The sequence below is a fragment of the Streptomyces albiflavescens genome, from assembly GCF_014645835.1.
In the GTDB taxonomy this organism is placed as follows: domain Bacteria; phylum Actinomycetota; class Actinomycetes; order Streptomycetales; family Streptomycetaceae; genus Streptomyces; species Streptomyces albiflavescens.
The window spans coordinates 535,533-555,101 of the sequence record NZ_BMMM01000002.1 but is presented as its reverse complement, the minus strand read 5'-3'; the positions used below and the strand labels follow the sequence as shown (position 1 = coordinate 555,101).

Below are 19,569 nucleotides of genomic sequence, written 5' to 3'. Positions count from 1 at the left end.
GCCGCCCGCGCAAGCGGCTCGGGCGGCTCAGGACGGCGGCAGTCCCAGCAGCGCCCGCATCGTCGCGTACTTCTTCGTCAGCCGGGCCCGGGTGTGCTCGTCCAGGACCGCGAGCCGGGCCGGATCGGCGTTGTGCGCCAGGTCCGACGCCTTCACCAGGAGGGCGCCCGGGGTCGTACGGATGCGTCGCGCGTACGACTCCGGCGGCTCGTCCTCCCGTTTGGTCAACGCCAGCACGATGTTTTTCGTACGCCGGGTCAGCGCGGCCTCGTGCAGCCAGTCCGCGGAGAGCGCGTCGTCCTCGACCGCGTCGTGCAGCCAGGCCGCGGCTATCTGTTCGTCGTCGCCGCCCCGCTCGCGGACGCCGTCCGCCACGGCCTGCAGGTGCTCGGCGTACGGCCGCCCGGCCTTGTCGGTCTGGGCGGCGTGCGCCTCGCGGGCGAGGGCTTCGACTTCGGCCAAGGTCAGAAGAGTCTGCGTCACTCCTCCAGTGTCTCCCCGCGCAGCGCCGCGCGGGCCGGGACGGTCGCCGCCGTCACGCCGAGCACGACGATCGCCGCGGCGAACGAGCCGTACAGCAGCGGCGGTATGTACGGCCCCTGCCCGGTCAGCCCCTTCATCATCGGCACGAGCGTGGCGAGCGCGATGGCCGTGCCGATCGCGATGCCGGCGAGGACGACCAGCAGGGCCTCCCAGTGGATCATGCGCAGCACCTGGCGGCGGGTGGAGCCGATCAGCCGGAGCGTGCCGAGTTCACGGCGGCGGTCGAGGACCGTCATCACCAGGGTGTTGACGGCGGCGACGGCCGCGAATCCGCCGAGCACCGCCGCCATCACGGTGTTCGCCCAGGCGTTGAGCTCCCGGTCCAGGGACTGGGCGGTGGTGTAGTCGCCTCGGTCCAGGACCGTGCCCAGCTTCGCGAGCGTGCCCGCCGTGCCGCCCTTCGTCCAGATCTCGGTGTCGAAGGCGTTGGTGACGTGGGTCGCCAAGTCGGCCCGGCTCAAGGTGACTTGGGACAGGCCCAGACCGCGGCCGTACGTCGCCACGACCATCGGGGACACCTTGGTGCCGTCGGGCAGCCGCAGCTTGACACGCTCACCGACCCTGACATGGGCGCTGTCGGCGAGAGAGGCGTCGATCGCCACCTCACCGGGCTTCACGGACAGGGCGCCGTGCTGCACGTCCAGGTCCTGGACGCGCGCCAGGTCTTCGGGCGTGCCCGTCACGCCCTGCGTGGAGGCCGACTCCAGCGAGCCGCTCACCGGGATCAGTACGGCCGTCTTCAACAGGCCCACGGCGGAGGTCACCCCGGGCGTGTGGGCGGCCCGGTCCGCGGCGTCGGGGGCGAGGCCCGTGTCGGAGGTGACGATGTGGTCGGCCACGATGCCGTCCCGCTGCTGCTCCTGGGTGACCCGCTCCTCGCTGGTGTGCATGAAGACGAGCACGGAGGAGAAGGCCATCGCGAGGACGATCGGGGTGATCGCGGAGGCCAGCCGACGGGCGTTCGTACGGGAGTTGGCGGCCGCGAGCGAGGCGGACGCGCCGGCCCCGCGCAACGGCAGTCCGAACAGCGCGGCGCAGGCACGCGCGACCAGCGGGCCCAGCAGCGCCACGGCCAGCATGAAGAGCATGACGACGCCGAGGGAGGCGTTGGCCGCGTCCTCGCCGGTCAGGGAGGCGGCGAGGCCCGCGCAGACGAAGCCGCCGGCCGCCGCCGCGACACCCAGCGGCGTACGGATCCAGCCGGGCCGCAGCCGTTCCACGGACGCCTCGCCGATCGCCAGGCCCGGCTTGATGCGTGAGGTGCGGCGGGCCGCCATATAACCGGCGAACAGCGCGGTGAGCAGGACGGCGCCGACCGCGGAGAGCAGGGGGATGTACGAGACGGACAGGTCCACGGCCCGCGGGACCGCGCCCTTGTCCTGGAGCTGCCCGAACCACCAGCGGGCCAGAGCGATCCCGGGCAGGCAGCCGGCGAGTCCCGCGAGGGGTGCGACGAGCAGGGCCTCGGTGGCGATCGTGCGACGGATCTGCCGCGGGGTCGTCCCGATCGCCCGCAGCAGCGCGAACTCCCGCGCGCGCTGGCCGACCGAGAGCGCGACGGTGCCGGCCGCGGTGAAGACGGCCACCAGCGTGGCGACGCCCCCGAACGAGCCACCGAGCCCGATGAGTATCTCCTTGGCGTAGCCGAGCGAGGCGTCCTCGACGGCGCCGCGGTCGTCTCCGGTGCGCACCTCGGCGTGCTCGCCGACGGCGTGCGCGACCTGAGTCCTGAGGGTCCCAGGGCTCACACCGTTCTTCGGGAGCACCGCGATGGCGTCGATCCGGCCGGGGTGCGGGGAGAGGCGTACGGCTTCGGAGTCGGCGAACCAGGCGGTGGGGGTGGCTTGTCGGGCCGTTCCGGACACCTGGAAGGTGCGGGGGCCTTCGGCGGTGGTGAGGGTGAGGCGCTCCCCCACGGAGGCGCCCTGGGAAACGACGACTTCTCCGGCACCTGGGGCGTGCCCGGAGGTGAGCCTCTCGCCGGTGAAGGCCGTGGAGCCCCAGCCGTGCGCGGTGAGAGCGCCGTGCGCTCCGGTCCGCACCGGGAAGGTCACATCGGCGACCGCCGTGCGCGCTCCCGGCGCCGAAGCGGCCTTCGCCACCAGGGAGTTGTCGAGCCGGGCCCGGTCCGGCACCTGTACGGCCTCGTCCTCGCGGTCCTCGCCGTGGCCGCTGACGAGGTGGGCGCGCTGGTCGGCGGCGACCAGCACGGGCGCGCCGACGTAGCGCTGGGGCGGTACGGAGGCCCGTAGGCCCGTCTCCAGGAGGATGCCGCAGGCCGACACGATCAGTGCGGCCATCGCGAGTGCGACGAACGTGCCCACGAAACCCGCGGGCTTGAAGCGGACGGCGGCGCGGGCCAGACCGTTGGGCATCGGCATCAGGCTGCCGCTCCGGCGTACGCGGGGGCGGTCAGCGCCGTCATCCGGGCCGCGATCTGCTGGGCCGAGGCGCGCTCCAGGCGGTCGGCGATCGAGCCGTCGGCGAGGAACAGGACCCGGTCGGCCCAGGCGGCGGCCGCGGGGTCGTGGGTGACCATGACGACGGTGGAGCCGAGGCCGTCGACGGCCTGGCGGAGCAGACCGAGGATTTCCGCGGCGGTGGTCGTGTCGAGGGCGCCGGTCGGCTCGTCCGCGAAGACCACGTCGGGGCGGGTGACCAGTGCGCGGGCGATCGCGACACGTTGCTGCTGGCCGCCGGAGAGCTGGCCGGGGCGGCGGCGGGCCTTGTCGGCCAGGCCGACCTGGGCGAGTACCTCGGCGGCGCGGCGGCGGTCCGGGCGGTGGCCGGCCAGCCGCATCGGGAGGACGACGTTCTGCTCGACCGTCAGGGACGGGAGCAGGTTGAACGCCTGGAAGACGAAGCCGAGGCGGGTGCGGCGCAGGGCCGTCAGTTTGTTCTCGCTCAGGCCGGTGATCTCCGTGCCGCCGAGATGTACGGTGCCGGCGGTCGGGCGGTCGAGTCCTGCCGCGCACTGCAGGAACGTGGACTTCCCTGAGCCGGAGGGGCCCATGATCGCGGTGAAGGTGCCGCGGGGGAGGGCGAGGTCGATCCCGCGCAGGGCGTGTACGGCGGAGCCGCCCCGGCCGTACTGGCGTCGTACGCCGTGCAGTTCGACCGCCCAGTCGTGGGGCGGGCCCGCGGGCGCGTCCTCGTGGCGCTTCTTTCGCAGGCCCATGGGGGTCCCGTCCTTTCGTCCGTCACATCCGATTTCGGTGATGTCTCGAACGTACGGATTCGCAAGGGGCCCGGACCATGAGGGCTGCCGCCGACTCGGGGTGGGGAGAACCCCACCGTTGGTTGTCGGTCGTCGGTTGTCGGTTGTCGGCTCCCACCGGTCACCGTGTGGGGGCCGAACCCTCTCGGCAGATCAGGAGGAGGGCTCGGTCGTCGTTGACATCCCTGGCCACGGCTTCGATGAGGTGCCAGGCGGCTCCGTGGAAGCCGCCGGCCACATAGCGATCGGCTTCGCCGGTGAGGCGGTCGATGCCCTCGACGATGTCGCGGTCGGAGGTCTCCACCAGTCCGTCCGTGAACAGCATCAACACGTCTCCCGGACGCAGCGACCCCTTTACCGGGTCGAACTGGGCACCGTCGTACACACCCAGCAAGGGGCCCTCCGCGGCCTTCTCCTCCCAGCGTCCGCTGCCCGCGCTGAGCTGCAGACCGGGCGGGTGTCCGGCGGAGAAGAGCTCGTAGTCCCCGGAGTCCATGTCGAGGACCAGGTGGATCGAGGTCGCGAAGCCCTCGTCCCAGTCCTGGCGCAGGAGGTAGCCGTTCGCGGCGGGGAGGAAGGCGTGCGGGGGGAGGGAGCCCAGGAGGCCTCCGAAGGCTCCGGAGAGGAGGAGCGCGCGCGAGCCCGCGTCCATGCCCTTGCCCGAGACGTCCGTGAGGACGACCTCCAGGGTGCGGCCTCCGTTCGTACGGGCCGCCACCACGAAGTCCCCCGAGAACGACTGCCCGCCGGCCGGCCGCAGCGCCATCTCGCGGTGCCAGCCCAGCGGCAGCTGCGGCAGCTTGCTCTGCACCCGGATGCGTTCGCGGAGGTCGAAGAGCATGGTGCCGCCCCGTCGCCAGGGCACGCCCACCCGGCTACGGAACTGCGCGATGAGGAGTCCGAAGAAGCCGCAGGCCGCGACCACCAGCACCACGCCCGGTGTCACCCGGGACGGGCCCTCGGTGTACGGGCCCAACTCCACGGACTCCACTATCAGCGCGGTGGCGGCGGCCGCGTACAGACCGAGCAGGCTGGCCGGGCGGAGCAGGAGACCTCCGGCCACGATCGGGAGGACCAGGGCGGCGGGCGAGCACCACACCGAGTTCACCAGCGTCGTGGCCGCGATCAGGGGGATCGTGAGCAGCAGACCGGCCAGCGCGATCCAGTCCGAACCATCCCCGCGGAAGTAGTCGACGGCGGATCTGCGCAGCCCTGTGCGGGCCCGGTGCCACTGCTTCTTCAACCGGGCCGTGAACGTCTCGGCTTCCGCGCGCCTCTCTCGTCCTGCTGCCATTAGTTCGGGACCCTATCCATCGGACCAGGTGCTTGGCACGGGAGGTCCCACTTGTCCCCCGTCCGAGCGCTCAACTTCACAGAGAAATTCACACCGGGCACCGCGACGGCGGAGGAGAAATTCCCTCGCTCGTACCGCATTGCCCTGGTAGGCATGGGCTATGACGACAGACGTACGGGTGCTGCAGCGGAGCGACTGGGATGACTGGTACGACAACCTGATTCGCGCGTTCGGTGGCGTCCCGGAGTCGTCCGAGGAGCGCGAGCTGTACAACGCGCTCACAGAGTACGACCGTTCCCTGGGCGTGTGGGACGGCGATCAGTGCGTGGCCACGGCGGGCGCCTTCTCCTTCCGCGTCACCGTCCCCGGCGGCGCCTGTGTCCCGGCCGCGGGAATCACCATGGTGAGCGTCGCGGCCACGCACCGCAGGCGCGGGGTGCTGACCGCGATGATGCGGCGCCAGCTGGACGACATCCACGCCTGGGGCGAGCCGATCGCCGTCCTGACCGCCTCGGAGCCGGCGATCTACGGCCGGTTCGGCTACGGCATCGGCACGCTGCAGCTCAACGCCGAGATCGACACCACTCGCGTACGACTGTCGGTGCCGCCCGGCACCGACGACGTACATCTGCGCTACGCCGTGCCGGCCGAGGTGCTCGACGCGTGCGAGGCGGTGTACGCACGCCTGGTGCCGGGCCGGCCGGGGTTGCTGGCGCGGCAGCCCGGCTGGGAGCGCCTCCAGGTCCTCGACCCGGAGAGCGAGCGGAGCGGCGCGTCGCCGCTGCAGTGCGTGGTCGCCGAGCGGGACGGCGAGGTCATCGGCTACGCGCGCTTCCGGGTCAAGCCGGAGTGGGGCCCGGCCGGACACAACGGCGCGGTGATCCTCAGCGACCTGGAGGGGCTCGACCCGGCGGCGCGGGCCGCGCTGTGGCGGTTCCTCTTCGACATCGACCTGACGTCCACGCTGCGCACCCGGGCCCGGCCCGTCGACGAGGACGTGCAGCACCTGGTGTCCGACATCCGACGCTGCAATCTGCGGATGAAGGACTCGCTGCATGTACGGCTCGTCGACGTCGGCGCCGCGCTGGAGGCGCGCACGTATCAGGCGCCGGTGGACGTGGTGTTCGAGGTCGAGGACGCGTTCTGCCCCTGGAACGAGGGGCGTTGGCGGCTCACCGGGGACGCGAAGGGCGCCTCGTGCGTGCGTACCGGGGACTCGGCCGATCTCGCCCTGTCCGTACGGGAATTGGGGGCCGCGTATCTCGGTGGGGTGTCGCTCGCCTCGCTCGCGGCGGCCGGGCGGGTGCGGGAGCTGCGGAAGGGAGCGCTGGCGGAGGCGTCCGTGGCCTTCTCGTCCGCGGTCGCGCCCTGGCTGCCGCACGGGTTCTGACGGCAGCGCCCGGCTACGGCTTCTGGCAGGTCGGGCACCAGAACAGATTGCGGGCGGCGAGATCGGCGGTGCGGATCTCGCCGCCACAGATGTGGCAGGGCAGGTTGGCCCTGCGGTACACGTAGACCTCGCCGCCGTGGTCGTCCACGCGCGGCGGGCGGCCCATCGCCTCGGGGGCGTGTTCCGGGCGGACCGTGTCGATGCGGTTGTTGCGGACGCCCTCGCGCATGAGCTCCACGAGGTCCGTCCAGATGGCGTCCCACTCCGTGGAGGTGAGGTCCTTGCCCGCGCGATACGGGTCGATGCCGTGCCGGAAGAGGACCTCCGCGCGGTAGACGTTGCCCACGCCCGAGATGATCTTCTGGTCCATGAGGAGGGCGGCGATCGTCGTACGGCTGCGGGAGACGCGGCGGTAGGCCGCCGCGGGGTCGGCGTCGGGGCGCAGGGGGTCCGGGCCGAGGCGGTCGTGTATCGCCTGCTTCTCGGTGTCCATGATCAGGGCGCAGGTGGTGGGGCCGCGGAGGTCCACGAACGCGGTGTTGTTCGCCAGGCGGAGGCGGACGGTGTCCGTGGGGGGTGGGGCGGGGGCGTCGCCGAAGTCGACCTTGCCGAAGAGGCCCAGGTGGATGTGGATCCAGTCCGCTGCGCGGAAGCCGAGGAAGAGGTGTTTGCCGTGGGCTTCCGCGGTGGTGAGCTCCGCGCCGTCCAGGAGGGCAGCCGCGTCGGTGAACTTGCCCTGCGGGCTGGTGACGTGTGCCGGGCGGCCACCGAAGCTCGCGAGGTAGTCCTCGGCGAGCCGGTGAATCGTGTGCCCCTCGGGCACGGGGTCCTCCTGCTGTTCTCTGTCGTCGGACGGCCCAGGCGTTTTTCGCCCCCTCCGCCCCTACCCATTCCCGTCCCCTGGGGGCTGCGCCCCCAGACCCCCGCCAAGAGACTGCGCAGTTCCCCGCGCCCCTGAAAAAGGGGCGCGGGGAACTGCGCAATCTGGGCTACGGCTGCTGCGGGTGGTGTGCCGGGATCGGGGGGAGTTCGCGGGTGGTCTCGTAGGTGGAGAGCATGTCGATGCGGCGGATGTGGCGCTCGTCACCGGAGAAGGGGGTGTTGAGGAAGGTCTCGACGAACTTCGTCGCCTCTTCCTCCGAGTGCATGCGGGCGCCCACGGCGACGACATTGGCGTTGTTGTGCTGGCGGCCCAGCGACGCCGTCTCCTCGCTCCAGGCGAGCGCGGCACGCACCCCGGCCACCTTGTTCGCGGCGATCTGCTCACCGTTGCCCGAGCCGCCGATCACGATGCCGAGGGACTCGGGATCGGCCGCCGTGCGCTCCGCGGCGCGGAGGCAGAACGGCGGGTAGTCGTCCTGGGCGTCATAGATGTGGGGCCCGCAGTCGACGGGCTCGTGACCAGCGGCCTTGAGCCACTCGACGAGGTGGTTCTTGAGTTCGAAACCGGCATGATCGGAGCCGAGGTACACGCGCATGGTCCGAGTGTGACACGGCTGTTTCGTCGCCGCGCTGCGGGGGTTCGACCGCGAAAACTGTGAGCAATGCTACAGAACCTCAGGAAAACCTCAAGTAACGATCTGGATTCAAAGGTTCACGAATCTCTTTGCCTCAGATTCACTGGTCCGACCCGTACACCGCTCATGCACGGGAATCTGCTCACCGGCGCAAAGGAATCCCCCTCATGACCTCGCAGCCGACCCCCACGAAGGCCGCAAGCGGCCCCGGAGGCACCGGAGAACCCGGTGGCGGCCTCCAGGCCGGACTCAAGAACCGTCATCTGTCCATGATCGCCATCGGTGGTGTCATCGGAGCCGGGCTGTTCGTCGGCTCCAGCTCCGGTATCGCCACCGCCGGACCCGGCATCCTCCTCTCGTACGCCCTCGTCGGCACGCTCGTGGTGCTGGTGATGCGGATGCTCGGAGAGATGTCCGCCGCGAACCCGACCTCCGGTTCCTTCTCCGCGCACGCCGACCGCGCACTCGGCCGCTGGGCCGGCTTCTCGATCGGCTGGCTCTACTGGTTCTTCTGGGTCGTCGTGCTGGCCGTGGAGGCCACCGCCGGAGCCAAGATCCTCGAAGGATGGATCCCGGCCGTGCCCCAGTGGGGGTGGGCGCTCATCGTGATGGTCGTCCTCACCGCCACCAACCTGGTGTCCGTGGGGTCGTACGGCGAGTTCGAGTTCTGGTTCGCCGGGATCAAGGTCGTGGCGATCGGCGCGTTCATCCTCGTCGGCGCGCTCGCCGTCTTCGGTGTGCTGCCGGGCGTCCACAGCGACAAGGCCGGGCTCGGCAATCTGACCGACCACGGCGGCTTCCTGCCGCACGGCCCCGGCGCGATCCTGACCGGCGTGCTGCTGGTCGTCTTCTCCTTCATGGGCAGCGAGATCGCGACCCTCGCGGCCGGTGAGTCCGAGGACCCGCAGCGTGCCGTCACCAAGTCCACCAACAGCATCATCTGGCGGATCGGCGTCTTCTACCTCGGCTCGATCTTCGTCGTGATCGCCCTGCTGCCGTGGAACGACCCCTCCATCAAGGACAAGGGCTCGTACGTCGCCGCCCTCGACTCCCTCGGCATCGCGAACGCCGGTCAGATCATGAACTTCATCGTGCTGACGTCGGTGCTGTCCTGCCTCAACTCCGGGCTCTACACGGCCTCCCGCATGGCCTTCTCGCTCGGCCAGCGGGGCGACGCGCCGAAGGCTTTCGCGAAGACCACCTCGCGCGGTGTGCCGATGGCCGCGATCGTCGTCTCGGTCGTCTTCGGCTTCGTCGCCGTCTTCTTCAACTACAAGTTCCCGGACTCGGTCTTCCTCTTCCTGGTCAACTCCTCCGGTGCGGTCGCCCTGTTCGTGTGGCTGGTCATCTGCTTCTCGCAGCTGCGGATGCGGAAGATCATCCAGCGCGAGGCGCCGGAGAAGCTGGTCGTGAAGATGTGGCTGTACCCCTACCTGACCTGGGCGACGGCCGCGCTGATCGTCTTCGTGCTCGGCTACATGCTGACCGACACGGAACACGACGGCCGGGAGACCGTGCTGCTGTCGCTGATGGTCGCGGCGGTCGTGCTCGTCATCGCCGTCATCCGTCAGAAGGTCGGGGCAAGCACGTCCTCCGTGCGGCCCGTCGCGGCCGCCGAGCCTCGGGACGAGGATCCGGTGAAGGTCGGCTGAGCCGATGGTGACGTCGGGTCCGACGTCGTTGATGTGATCTGTGGGAGGGGCTCCACGGCGATTGTCCTCGCCGAGGAGCCCCTCCTTCCCTTTGCGCCAGGCATTCCCGGTTCACAGCACCCCGTGTGCGCCACGCGGTCCCGGTTCACAGCACCGTGAAGCTGTTCTTGACCTGCTGATAGATCTGGAGTGCCTGGTTCTCGATGTCCGGCTGGTACCAGGTGTTGATCTGATACGACTTGCCGTCGGCGTCGAAGCCGAGCAGCAGGGCGTGCCAGTGCACGCCTTTGAGCGTGAAGGTGTACTCCCAGACGACCGCGGGCCTGCCCCGGAAGGTCGTCCTGTCGAGGCGGATCTTCCGGTAGTCCCGCCCCTGGCGGGCATTCTGTTCCGAGGTCTGCCACGTCTGCATCAGGTCGCCCTTGGCCAGCGAGGACTTGGCCGCGAGTTCCTGCTTGCCGTCGGGCGAGGTGTAGTGCACCTCCGAGCCCGTCTGCGGGTCACGGCGCCACCCCTTGGGCGTCACCCACGCGTACCCGCCGGCCTCCCGATGGGCTCCCGGGGGCAGGCTGGGCGGCCGCGAGGTGCCCTCGACCGTGGACGAGGGAGACGGGGAGCCTGCGGTTCCCGACGAAGCGGTCGGCACGGACGATCCCGAGGAAGCCCCGGTCCCGCCGTCGGGCGATCCGCCCGTCGCGGCGATGACGACCCAGGCGACGACGCCTGCGGCGACCACCCCACTGGCCGCGGCCAGACCCATACGACGCCTGCTCCGTCGCGGACCGCCGGACGGCACGGCGGGGCCCGGGAGTTCGCCGGGTGGCATCGCGACGGGGCCGGGCGCCGTCGGCAGCCGTGCCGCTGTCACCGCCGTCGCGGTCCGGGGCGACGCGTCGGGAGCGCCGGCGGAGGGGATCTCCGAGCCGACCTCCGCACGCAATGCGGAGGGGACCTCGGTGGAGGCATTGGGGGCGGCGACGGGCGGCTGCTCCGGATGCTTCTTCGGGTGCCGCTTCGGGGGCTGCTTCGTGTGCTTCTCGAAGTCGGGTGGGCTCTTTCGTGTCGGGGTGGGGAGCGGCGGTATCGCGTCGTGTACGGGCTCGGGTTCGTGGGCGGGCTCGGGTTCGTGGGCGGGTTCGACAGCGCGCTCGGGAGCGCGCTCTTCCTCCGGAGGTGGGGTGGCCTCGGGGAGGTCCGACGGGGGCTGCCGGGCGGCACGCAGCAGCTGGACGTCGAGCAGCGCGGGCGTGGGCCGCTCTTCGCGAGGCGGCTGAAGGAGCGGTGGGGTGGCTTCCGGCACGTCCGGCCCCGGCTCGGACCGGGACACGGGCTCGGACCCGGACCCGGACCCTGAGCGAGAGACAGGCTCGGACCCGGGCTCGGCCTCGGGTTCTGGCTCTGGCTCAGCCCCGGCCCCAGCCCCAGCCCCAGCCCCAGCCCCAGTCTCGGTCTCGGTCGCGTACTCGAATTCGTATGCGGAGTCGAAGTCGTACTCGGGCCCCGTGTCCGGCAGTTCGGCGGCAACCGTGCCCGCCCCCGCCGCCGATCCCCGGTACACGATCTCCGCGAGCTCCGCCTCAAGTTCCGCCAGGCCGGGCCGGGTCGACGGCTCCTTCTCCAGGAGCGAGGCCAGGATGTCCCGCAAGTCACCTGCGGAGGCGGGGAGTTCGGGCTCCTCGTACAGGACGGCGTGGAGCGTCGCCAGCGTGGTGGAGCGGGAGAAGGGGGAGCGGCCGCCGAGGGCCGCGCAGAGGGTCGCGCCCAGGGACCACACGTCGGACGGCGGGCCCTGTGGGCGGCCGGAGATGCGCTCGGGCGCCATGTAGTCGGGGGAGCCGACCAGCATCCCCACCATGGTGAGCGCCTCCGCGTCCTGCAACGCGGCGATGCCGAAGTCGGTGAGGACGACTCGGTGGCCGCGCCGCTCGACCAGGACGTTGCCCGGTTTGATGTCGCGGTGCAGCACTCCCCCGGCGTGCACCTGGCGCAACGCCGAGACCAGTCCGAGCCCGATCCGAGCCGCCTCGAGCGGGCCGAGCGGTCCGTCCTCCACCACGATCCGTTCCAGGGAACGCCCGGCGACGAGTTCCATGACGATCCACAGCCGCTCCCCCTCGTCCACGACGTCGTAGATGCGGACGACGTTGGGATGGTCGATACGGGCCGTGGCCCTGGCTTCGCGCAGTGTGCGTTCGCGGCGCGTCCGCGTGTCCTCGGGATCGAGGCCGTCGATGCGCATTTCCTTGACCGCGACCTGCCGGTCGAGCATTTCGTCGGCGGCTCGCCACACCCGCCCCATTCCCCCCTGCCCAATACTCTCGACCAGTCGATAACGCCCCGTCACCAGTAATCCCGGAACACCGCCCTGTGCGTTCGCCGACAATCCCTGCACCCCCTCAACATCAGCCACAATCGCCCGTCACAACAGAAACACAATGGTCACACTTCAGGCCGTACCAGCATAGTGCGGAGAAATCTTGTGGTACCTCTTCAAGTACTGCGAATTCAGGCGCAGCCAAGGGGGACGAACATGAGTTCTCGTCACACGACGACCATCGCTGGATCGCTGCTCACGGCATCTTTCTCGGCCGTGATGATCCTTTCTTTCACCGCCGTCGCGGACGACCAGGGGCCGGGGAGCGGCAAGGGGGGAAAGGTAATTGACGAGGCGCCGGCAGGCGTAAAGCTGACCACGCTGCTGCCGGAGAAGATCTCGGTCGACAACAGCTCGCAGAAGACGTCACTTACCGCCACGGTAAAGAACGAAGGGAACAAGGAAAGCGGCGACATCAGGCTTTTGGTGGTCGGTTTCGACGGCATGTCGGTCAAGGGCGTCAAGGGCTGCACCGCCATGGCGGACAAGGATCTGCCCAAGGGCTCGAACAGTGGTTTCGTTTGCTCGGTCGGCAATCTCGCGGCCGGCAAGTCGAAGTCGTACGCGGTCGACGCCACGTTCGATCTGAGCAAGACCGGAAAGATCTGTCTCCCGGTCCAGACGAGCGACGGGAAGAAGACGTACTGGCAGCAGGGCCCGGTGCCGTTCGGTACGACGAACCCGTCGCCGAACGCCCCGGCCACCCCGCTGCTGCTCGGCACCGACAACAAGCCGGTGGCGCCCGGCGGGGACCAGCTGCCGAAGACCGGTGTGGGCAGCGACGTCCTGCCGCTCGGCGCGGCCGGCGCGGCGCTCATCTCCGCGGGAGCGGCGGGCCTGTGGTGGGCGTACCGGCGCCCGCGGCAGCAGCAGTCCTGAACAGCGACCGTCGAGGGTGGGCCGGGATGCCGAGCGCGGTATCCCGGCCCGCCTTCTTCATGCCCCCGGAAGACCTGACGGTACGTATCAACTGATGCCGCCACGCTGAGCCGCGTTGCCGTACGACGCGGAAACGCGGAAGAGGCTCGCCGGGCTCAAGTCGGAATCCGACCCGGCGAACCTCTTCCGCAGGAACTACACCATCAAGGACCGGCAGGCCGCTTGAGCCGTCACTTCTTGTCGACGAGCTTCCAGGCGGTGGGCAGCACGCCCATCGCCAGCGCCGCCTTGAGGGCGTCGCCGATCAGGAACGGGGTGAGGCCCGCCGCGATGGCGGCGCTCGCCGACATGCCGGTGGCCAGGGCCAGGTACGGGACGCCGATCGCGTAGATGATCGCCTCGCCGAGCAGCATCGTGCCCGCCATGCGCAGCACCGAGCGGTCGGCACCGCGGCGGGCGAGGGCGCCCACCACGGTGGAGGCGAGGAGCATGCCGAGGATGTAGCCGAAGGACACGCTGACGCCGGAGGCGCCGCCGGCGAACCACGGGACGCCGGCCAGGCCGAGCAGCGCGTACAGGGCGAGGGAGAAGAGGCCCCGGCCGGCGCCGAGCGCCGTGCCGACGAGCAGCGCCGCGAAGGTCTGGCCGGTCACCGGCACCGGGGAGCCCGGTACCGGGAGGGAGATCTGGGCGGCGAGGCCGGTGAGGGCGGCGCCGCCGAGCACGAGGGCGGCGTCCCTGACGCGGGAGGCGGGGAGCAGGTCGGCGAGGACCTCACCGGGGCGGGTGCCCGGGCGGGGCGTGGCGGCTGCGGTACTCATGGGGACTCCGGCGATGGGGGTACCCCCCGCTCCTCAAGAGCTGGGGGGAAGGCAGGTTGGGACACGGTGACGCTATCCCAGGGGTACGTGGGTGATCACCGTCAGTGGTCGACAAAGGGGGGAACGGGGGCTTGGTGGACTCCCAACAAGAGTGTGCGTTACACCGGGTACGGCGTGATACCGGTCACTGAGGTCGAGTGGCTTGCCGTGCGTGGCCGCGATGGACGCCGTCTGTAGGGTTTCTCCAACTGGGCCCACGGTGTGTCCACGTGCCGTCTCGCCCGTCGGTCGCCGTCTGGGCAGCGGTGGCCCGTCTTGCTAGCTTCGAGCACATGATTGCCCAGGCCCGGAACTTCGCGTCGCGTCGCCATGTCGACCTGCGACGTGTGAGCGCGGCCGCCTGTCGCCGTCCCTAGCGAGGCGGGCGGAGCGGATCCCGTGCGCCTCCCACGAGACGGCGCAGTGTCGGACCCGTTCCCGAGGATGATCTCCATGCCCCGTACCGCGGCACCCACGCTCAACTCCCCCTCCCCCTCCCCCTCCCCCTCCCGCATACCGCGCGCCGCCGATCCCGACCGGCGCAGGACGAGCGCGAGCGTCGTCCTGCGGTCCGTGCTGGAGCACGGTCCGGTGGCCCGCAGCACCATCGCCCGGCTGACCGGTCTTTCGCCGGCGTCGGTGACGGACTACTGCGCCCGGTTCTCCGAACTCGGCCTCATTCGCGAGGCGGCCGCGCCCCGGCGGTCGAACGGGGTGGGCCGTCCGCACGTCCCCGTCGACCTGGACGACTCGCGGTTCGTGGTCGGCGGGGTGCATGTGGCGGTGCCGTACACCACGGTCGCGCTGCTCGATCTGCGCGGCCGGGTGGTGGCCCGGCGCGAGCTGAAGCACGAGCGCACGGACCCCGGAGCGGTGCTGGCACGGGCCGCCGACGGGCTGGGGGCTCTGCTGCACGAGGCCCCGGGATGCAGACCGCTCGGAGTCGGCGTGGCCATCGGAGGCTGGGTGGACCGGGAGTCCGGAACCGTCGTCGAGCACCCGCTGCTGGGCTGGCGGGACGTGGCGGTGCGGGAGATCGTCGGCGAACACACCGGGCTGCCGGTCCATGTGGACGGGCACGCGCGGGCGTTGGTCAACGGGGAGCGACTGTTCGGGCTCGGTCGGGGCAGCGGAAGCGTGCTGCATCTGTTCGTCGGCAACGTCGTCGACGCGGCGTTCGCCACCAACGACGAGGTGCACCACGGGCCGCGCTCGCAGGCGGGCACCATCGCCCATCTGCCGGTGCCGGGCGGCACGGAGCGCTGCGACTGCGGGCGTATCGGCTGCCTCCAGGCCGAGTTGAGCGAGCGGACGCTGTGCCGGCGGGCGCGGGAGGCGGGCATCACCGAGGGCGTGAACCCCCTGCACGTGGTCGCGGCGGCGGCGGGCGGTGACCCGAAGGCCGTACGGCTGCTGGTGGAGCGGGCACGCGCCATCGGACGGGCGGTGCGGCTGCTGCTCGACGTACTCAATCCGGAGACGGTGGTCGTGACCGAGGTCGGGATCATTCACCGGGCGGACTGCCTCAGGGCGCTGCGCGAGGGGGTCGGTGACGAGCGCGCGGTTTCCGTCGTGCCGACGAGTTTCCCGGATTCCGTACTCGCCGTGGCCGGCGGTTCGGTGGCGCTCGACGTGCTCTACCGGGATCCGCTGGCCGCTTCACCTGAGGCTATTTAATTCAGAAACTCCGAATGTTGACAGGGGGTGTGCGTGACCAGGAACATCCTGCTCATGAGCCCGTTCGTGAGCTGTCGCACCCTTTGTTGCTGACACGTTGCCGCGTGTGAAGCGCTCATTTCTTCCTGCGTAAATTCTCTTTCTCCGGGCTTCCTCGCGCCCTGAATTCCGCGTGTATTCCTGCCTTCTCAACTCACGGAGTCCTGCCATGCCCTCTTCTCCCGTGTCGGGTGTCGACCGACGGCTCTTCCTCACTTCCCTGCTCGGCGCCGCGGCCGGCGTCGCCGGGCTGAGCGGCTGCGCGGGAAGCAGTGCGGCCGCCGACACCAAGGGCGCCTCGACCGCCCCGCCGGCCGACAAGGTCCCGGCCGGTACGAGTCTCAAGATCGCCTCCTACCTGGGCACGCAGCAACTCCAGTTCAAGCTGGCCAAGTTGGGCGACCTGCCGTTCAAGGTGTCGAACTGGTTGAACATCGGCGCCGGTCCGGATGTCATCAACGCGTTCCGCGCCAAGTCCCTGGACGTCGGCAACAACGCGGGCATTCCGCCGATCCAGGCGCACTACCAGGGCTTCGACGCGAAGATCGTCGCGATCAACATCACCCGCAAACCCAACTACCTCTTCGCCACCAAGCCCGGCAGCGACATCCGGTCGGTCGCCGGCTTCAAGGGCAAGAAGCTCGCCTTCTCGCAGGGCCAGGCCCAGGGCGTCGTCCTCCTGCGGGCGTTGAAGAAGGCGGGCCTCGCGTACGACGACGTCGAGCTCGTCCCGCTGACCAGCAACCAGTTCCTGACGGCCCTGCAGTCCGGCCAGGTGGACATCGCCCCACTCGGCAATACCCAGGTGCCCGCCTATCTGCAGCAGTACGAGTCGAAGGGCGCCCACGTCATCACCACGGACGTCGTCGACCTCCTCAACCTCCTGTGGGCGCCGACCTCCGTGCTCAACGACTCCGCGAAGGCGGCCGCGGTCGCGGCCTACATCCCGTACTGGGCCAAGGGCCAGATCTGGACGTACGAGAACCCCGACACCTGGAACGAGGAGTTCTACGTCAAGACGCAGAACCTGACCCTCGCGCAGGCCCAGTCGATCACCAAGCTCGCCAACAAGCCACTGTTCCCGCCGAGTTGGGACGAGGCCGTCAGGTGGGAGCAGGAGACTGCCGATCTGCTGGCGGAGGGCGGCTTCGTGAAGAAGTTCGACGTCTCCTCGCTCTTCGACCACCGCTTCGAGGGCATCGCCGCCAAGGCCGTACCGGCGGAGTACCGGAGGTGACCGCCATGACCACCACCACGACCACGGCCGCGCCGGTGACGGCTCAGGAAGAGAGCCACCGGGTACGACGCCGCCGCGGACTCTCTCCCGGCAAACGCCTGCCCGCCTCCCGGCTGATCGGCCCCGCCCTCGTCGTCGCCCTGTGGGCCGTCGCCTCCGCCGCCGGACAGCTCGACCCCGGCGCGATCCCGGCCCCCTGGACGGTCCTGAGGACGGCCGGTCATCTGTGGACCGCCGGGACTCTGCGCACCGACATCCTGACCTCGCTGGAGCGCGCCGGGTACGGATTCGCCATCGGCCTCACCGCCGGAGTCGCGCTCGCGCTGGCGGCCGGGCTCAGCCGGGTCGGCGAGGCGCTGATCGACGGGACGGTGCAGCTCAACCGGGCGATCCCGACCCTCGGGCTGATCCCTCTGTTCATCCTGTGGCTGGGCATCGGCGAGACGTTCAAGATCGCGATCATCGCCATCGTCGTCTACATCCCGATCTACCTCAACACACACGCCGCGCTGTCCGGAATCGACAGCCGTTTCGTCGAACTCGCCGAGGTCCAGGGCCTGTCTCGGTGGGCCTTCATCCGCCAGATCGTCATCCCCGGCGCCCTGCCCGGCTTCTTCGTCGGACTCCGGCTCGGGGTGACCGGGTCCTGGCTGGGCCTGGTGGTCCTCGAGCAGATCAACGCCACCAGCGGACTCGGCTACATGATGTTCCAGGCCCAGAACTACGGCCAGTCCGACGTCATCCTCGTGGGCCTGCTCGTCTACGGCGTCTTCGGCCTCATCTCCGACAGCGCGGTCCGTCTCATCGAACGGAGGGTGCTGTCATGGCGCCGCACACTGAGCAGCTGACCCGGCCCGCCGTCCAGCTCCGCGGACTGACCAGGTCGTTCGAAGGCCGCACCGTCCTCGACGGCATCGATCTCGACCTTCCGGCCGGACAGTTCACGGCCCTGCTCGGGCACAGCGGCTCCGGCAAGAGCACCCTGTTGCGGGCCGTCGCCGGCCTGGACCACAAGGTCGCGGGCAGCGGGCAGCTCTCCGCACCGGAACGGGTGTCCGTCGTCTTCCAGGACTCACGGCTGCTGCCCTGGCGCCGTGTCCTCGCCAACGTCCTGCTCGGCCTCGACGGCAAGGACGCGGAGCGGAAGGGCCGCGAGGCCCTCGCCGAGGTCGGGCTGAAGGGCCGCGAACGCGCCTGGCCCAACGAGCTGTCCGGCGGCGAGGCCCAGCGCGCCGCCCTCGCCCGCTCGCTCGTCCGCGAGCCCGAACTCCTGCTGGCCGATGAGCCGTTCGGCGCCCTGGACGCCCTCACCCGGATCAGGATGCACACCCTGCTCAGGGAGCTGTGGGAGCGTCACCGGCCCTCCGTCCTGCTCGTCACGCACGACGTGGACGAGGCGATCGTGCTCGCCGACCGGGTCCTCGTCCTCGACCAGGGCCGTGTCGGCCTCGACCTGACCATCGACCGTCCACACCCCCGCTCGTACCGCGATCCGCTGCTCGGCGACTACCGCGAGCGGCTGCTCACCGCCCTGGGCGTCACGGAGGACCACAAGTGACCCGCCGACTCCACCTCAACGCCTTCCTGATGAACACCGGCCACCACGAGGCCTCCTGGCGCCTGCCGGAGAGCGACCCGCACGCGCACGTGGAACTGGCCCACTACGTCCACCTCGCCCGCATCGCCGAACGCGGCACCTTCGACTCGCTCTTCCTCGCCGACGGACCGGTCCTGTTCAACAGCGTCGGCCAGCGCCCGTCCGGCGCGCTCGAACCCCTCACCCTGCTCACGGCGCTGGCCACCGCCACCCAGCACATCGGCCTGATCGCCACCGCCTCCACCTCCTACAACTCCCCCTACAACCTGGCCCGCAGATTCGCCTCCCTGGACCACATCAGCGGTGGTCGCGCGGGATGGAACATCGTCACCACGGCCGGCGCGGAGGCCGCCCGCAACTTCGGCCTCGACGACGAGCCCGCGCACGCCACCCGCTACGAGCGCGCTGCCGAGTTCCTGGATGTGGCGCTCAAACTCTGGGACAGCTGGGAGGACGACCTGGTCGTCGCGGACAAGGCGGCGGGCGTCTGGGGCGACGAGCGCAAGATCCATCCGCCGCGCCACAAGGGGACGTACTTCAGTGTCGAGGGCGCCCTCAACGTGCCGCGCACACCCCAGGGATATCCGCTCCTCGTGCAGGCAGGTTCGTCGGAGGACGGCAAACGGTTCGCGGCGCGCTACGCGGAGGCGGTCTTCACCGCCCAGCAGACGCTCAAGGACGCGCAGGACTTCTACGCCGACCTCAAGTCCCGTACGGCAGCCGCCGATCGCGACCCGGACCACATCAAGATCCTGCCCGGGATCGTCCCCGTCATCGGCTCGACGGAGGCCGAGGCACGCAGACACGAACAGGTCCTGGAGGACCACATCGTGTACGAGCACGGGCTGAACCGCCTGGAGCACCTGCTGCACCTGGAGCCCGGCACCCTCGACCTCGACGCGGGGCTTCCCGCCGATCTGCCGCCGGAGAGCGCGATCGAGGGGGCCAAGAGCCGCTACACGCTCGTCGTGGAGCTCGCCCGGCGCGAGCGGCTCACCGTCCGTGAGCTCATCGGGCGCCTCGGCGGCGGGCGGGGGCACCTGACCTTCGCCGGCACGCCCGAGCAGGTCGCCGACGCCATCGAGGAGTGGTTCCGGCGGGGCGCGGCCGACGGTTTCAACATCATGCCCGCCGTACTGCCGTCCGGGCTCGACCTCTTCGTCGACCACGTCGTGCCGATCCTGCGCACCCGGGGCCTGCTGCGTACCGAGTACGGGCCCCGCCGGACCCTGCGGGAGAGATACGGACTCCCGCGCCCCGCCAATCAGTTCGCCAGCACCCTCGTCTGAAAGG

The 19,569-nt window shown here is 70.4% G+C and carries 16 protein-coding genes; 8 read left to right on the top strand and 8 right to left on the bottom strand.

Annotated features, from left to right (window positions below; genetic code table 11):
- Positions 1 to 27: 27 nt before the first annotated feature.
- From IEY95_RS07410 to IEY95_RS07395, 4 genes are all read right to left on the bottom strand, one after another.
- Positions 28 to 483 (bottom strand): HD domain-containing protein, encoded by a 456-nt coding sequence (locus IEY95_RS07410; protein WP_229702659.1) that lies wholly within the window; start codon positions 481 to 483, stop codon positions 28 to 30.
- A complete protein-coding gene (locus tag IEY95_RS07405) occupies positions 480 to 2,918 on the bottom strand; it encodes an FtsX-like permease family protein (protein WP_373294442.1) in 2,439 nt (812 codons plus the stop codon). The genes IEY95_RS07410 and IEY95_RS07405 overlap by 4 nt, the downstream gene beginning before the upstream one ends.
- Before the next feature lie 5 nt (positions 2,919 to 2,923).
- Positions 2,924 to 3,721, bottom strand: coding sequence for an ABC transporter ATP-binding protein (locus IEY95_RS07400; RefSeq protein WP_189185064.1), 798 nt, complete (start codon positions 3,719 to 3,721; stop codon positions 2,924 to 2,926).
- Between the two features lie 160 nt (positions 3,722 to 3,881).
- A complete protein-coding gene (locus tag IEY95_RS07395; protein ID WP_189185063.1) occupies positions 3,882 to 5,054 on the bottom strand; it encodes a PP2C family protein-serine/threonine phosphatase in 1,173 nt (390 codons plus the stop codon).
- Between the two features lie 160 nt (positions 5,055 to 5,214).
- Here IEY95_RS07395 and IEY95_RS07390 point away from each other — a divergent pair, with 160 nt between their 5' ends.
- Positions 5,215 to 6,444: a GNAT family N-acetyltransferase gene (locus IEY95_RS07390; RefSeq protein ID WP_189185062.1), complete on the top strand. Its 1,230-nt coding sequence runs from the start codon at positions 5,215 to 5,217 to the stop codon at positions 6,442 to 6,444.
- Between the two features lie 13 nt (positions 6,445 to 6,457).
- Here the strand turns inward: IEY95_RS07390 and IEY95_RS07385 are convergent, their stop codons facing one another.
- Entirely contained in the window at positions 6,458 to 7,267 is an 810-nt protein-coding gene (locus IEY95_RS07385; RefSeq protein ID WP_189185061.1) for an Fpg/Nei family DNA glycosylase, read from the bottom strand.
- A 166-nt stretch (positions 7,268 to 7,433) separates the two neighbouring features.
- Positions 7,434 to 7,922: a ribose-5-phosphate isomerase gene (locus tag IEY95_RS07380; protein WP_189185060.1), complete on the bottom strand. Its 489-nt coding sequence runs from the start codon at positions 7,920 to 7,922 to the stop codon at positions 7,434 to 7,436.
- A 206-nt stretch (positions 7,923 to 8,128) separates the two neighbouring features.
- On the opposite strand from IEY95_RS07380, the gene IEY95_RS07375 reads away from it, so the two are divergent.
- On the top strand, positions 8,129 to 9,613 hold the full coding sequence (locus IEY95_RS07375) for an amino acid permease (RefSeq protein WP_229702657.1): 1,485 nt from the start codon (positions 8,129 to 8,131) through the stop codon (positions 9,611 to 9,613).
- Between the two features lie 145 nt (positions 9,614 to 9,758).
- Here IEY95_RS07375 and IEY95_RS07370 read toward each other — a convergent pair whose 3' ends face one another.
- A complete protein-coding gene (locus IEY95_RS07370) occupies positions 9,759 to 11,912 on the bottom strand; it encodes a serine/threonine-protein kinase (protein WP_229702655.1) in 2,154 nt (717 codons plus the stop codon).
- Positions 11,913 to 12,143: 231 nt separating this feature from the next.
- On the opposite strand from IEY95_RS07370, the gene IEY95_RS07365 reads away from it, so the two are divergent.
- The gene (locus IEY95_RS07365) at positions 12,144 to 12,866 is read left to right on the top strand and encodes an LPXTG cell wall anchor domain-containing protein (RefSeq protein WP_189185059.1); all 723 of its coding nucleotides are present in this window, start codon (positions 12,144 to 12,146) and stop codon (positions 12,864 to 12,866) included.
- Positions 12,867 to 13,096: 230 nt separating this feature from the next.
- Here IEY95_RS07365 and IEY95_RS07360 read toward each other — a convergent pair whose 3' ends face one another.
- On the bottom strand, positions 13,097 to 13,687 hold the full coding sequence (locus IEY95_RS07360) for a biotin transporter BioY (RefSeq protein ID WP_189185058.1): 591 nt from the start codon (positions 13,685 to 13,687) through the stop codon (positions 13,097 to 13,099).
- Between the two features lie 492 nt (positions 13,688 to 14,179).
- On the opposite strand from IEY95_RS07360, the gene IEY95_RS07355 reads away from it, so the two are divergent.
- From IEY95_RS07355 to IEY95_RS07335, 5 genes are all read left to right on the top strand, one after another.
- A complete protein-coding gene (locus IEY95_RS07355; RefSeq protein ID WP_189185057.1) occupies positions 14,180 to 15,403 on the top strand; it encodes an ROK family protein in 1,224 nt (407 codons plus the stop codon).
- Positions 15,404 to 15,611: 208 nt separating this feature from the next.
- Positions 15,612 to 16,679, top strand: a complete 1,068-nt coding sequence (locus IEY95_RS07350; RefSeq protein ID WP_189185056.1) for an ABC transporter substrate-binding protein — start codon at positions 15,612 to 15,614, stop codon at positions 16,677 to 16,679.
- A 5-nt stretch (positions 16,680 to 16,684) separates the two neighbouring features.
- A complete protein-coding gene (locus tag IEY95_RS07345) occupies positions 16,685 to 17,527 on the top strand; it encodes an ABC transporter permease (RefSeq protein ID WP_229702653.1) in 843 nt (280 codons plus the stop codon).
- The gene (locus tag IEY95_RS07340; protein ID WP_189185054.1) at positions 17,503 to 18,237 is read left to right on the top strand and encodes an ABC transporter ATP-binding protein; all 735 of its coding nucleotides are present in this window, start codon (positions 17,503 to 17,505) and stop codon (positions 18,235 to 18,237) included. The genes IEY95_RS07345 and IEY95_RS07340 overlap by 25 nt, the downstream gene beginning before the upstream one ends.
- Positions 18,234 to 19,565, top strand: a complete 1,332-nt coding sequence (locus IEY95_RS07335; protein ID WP_189185053.1) for an LLM class flavin-dependent oxidoreductase — start codon at positions 18,234 to 18,236, stop codon at positions 19,563 to 19,565. The genes IEY95_RS07340 and IEY95_RS07335 overlap by 4 nt, the downstream gene beginning before the upstream one ends.
- The last annotated feature ends 4 nt before the right edge of the window (positions 19,566 to 19,569 follow it).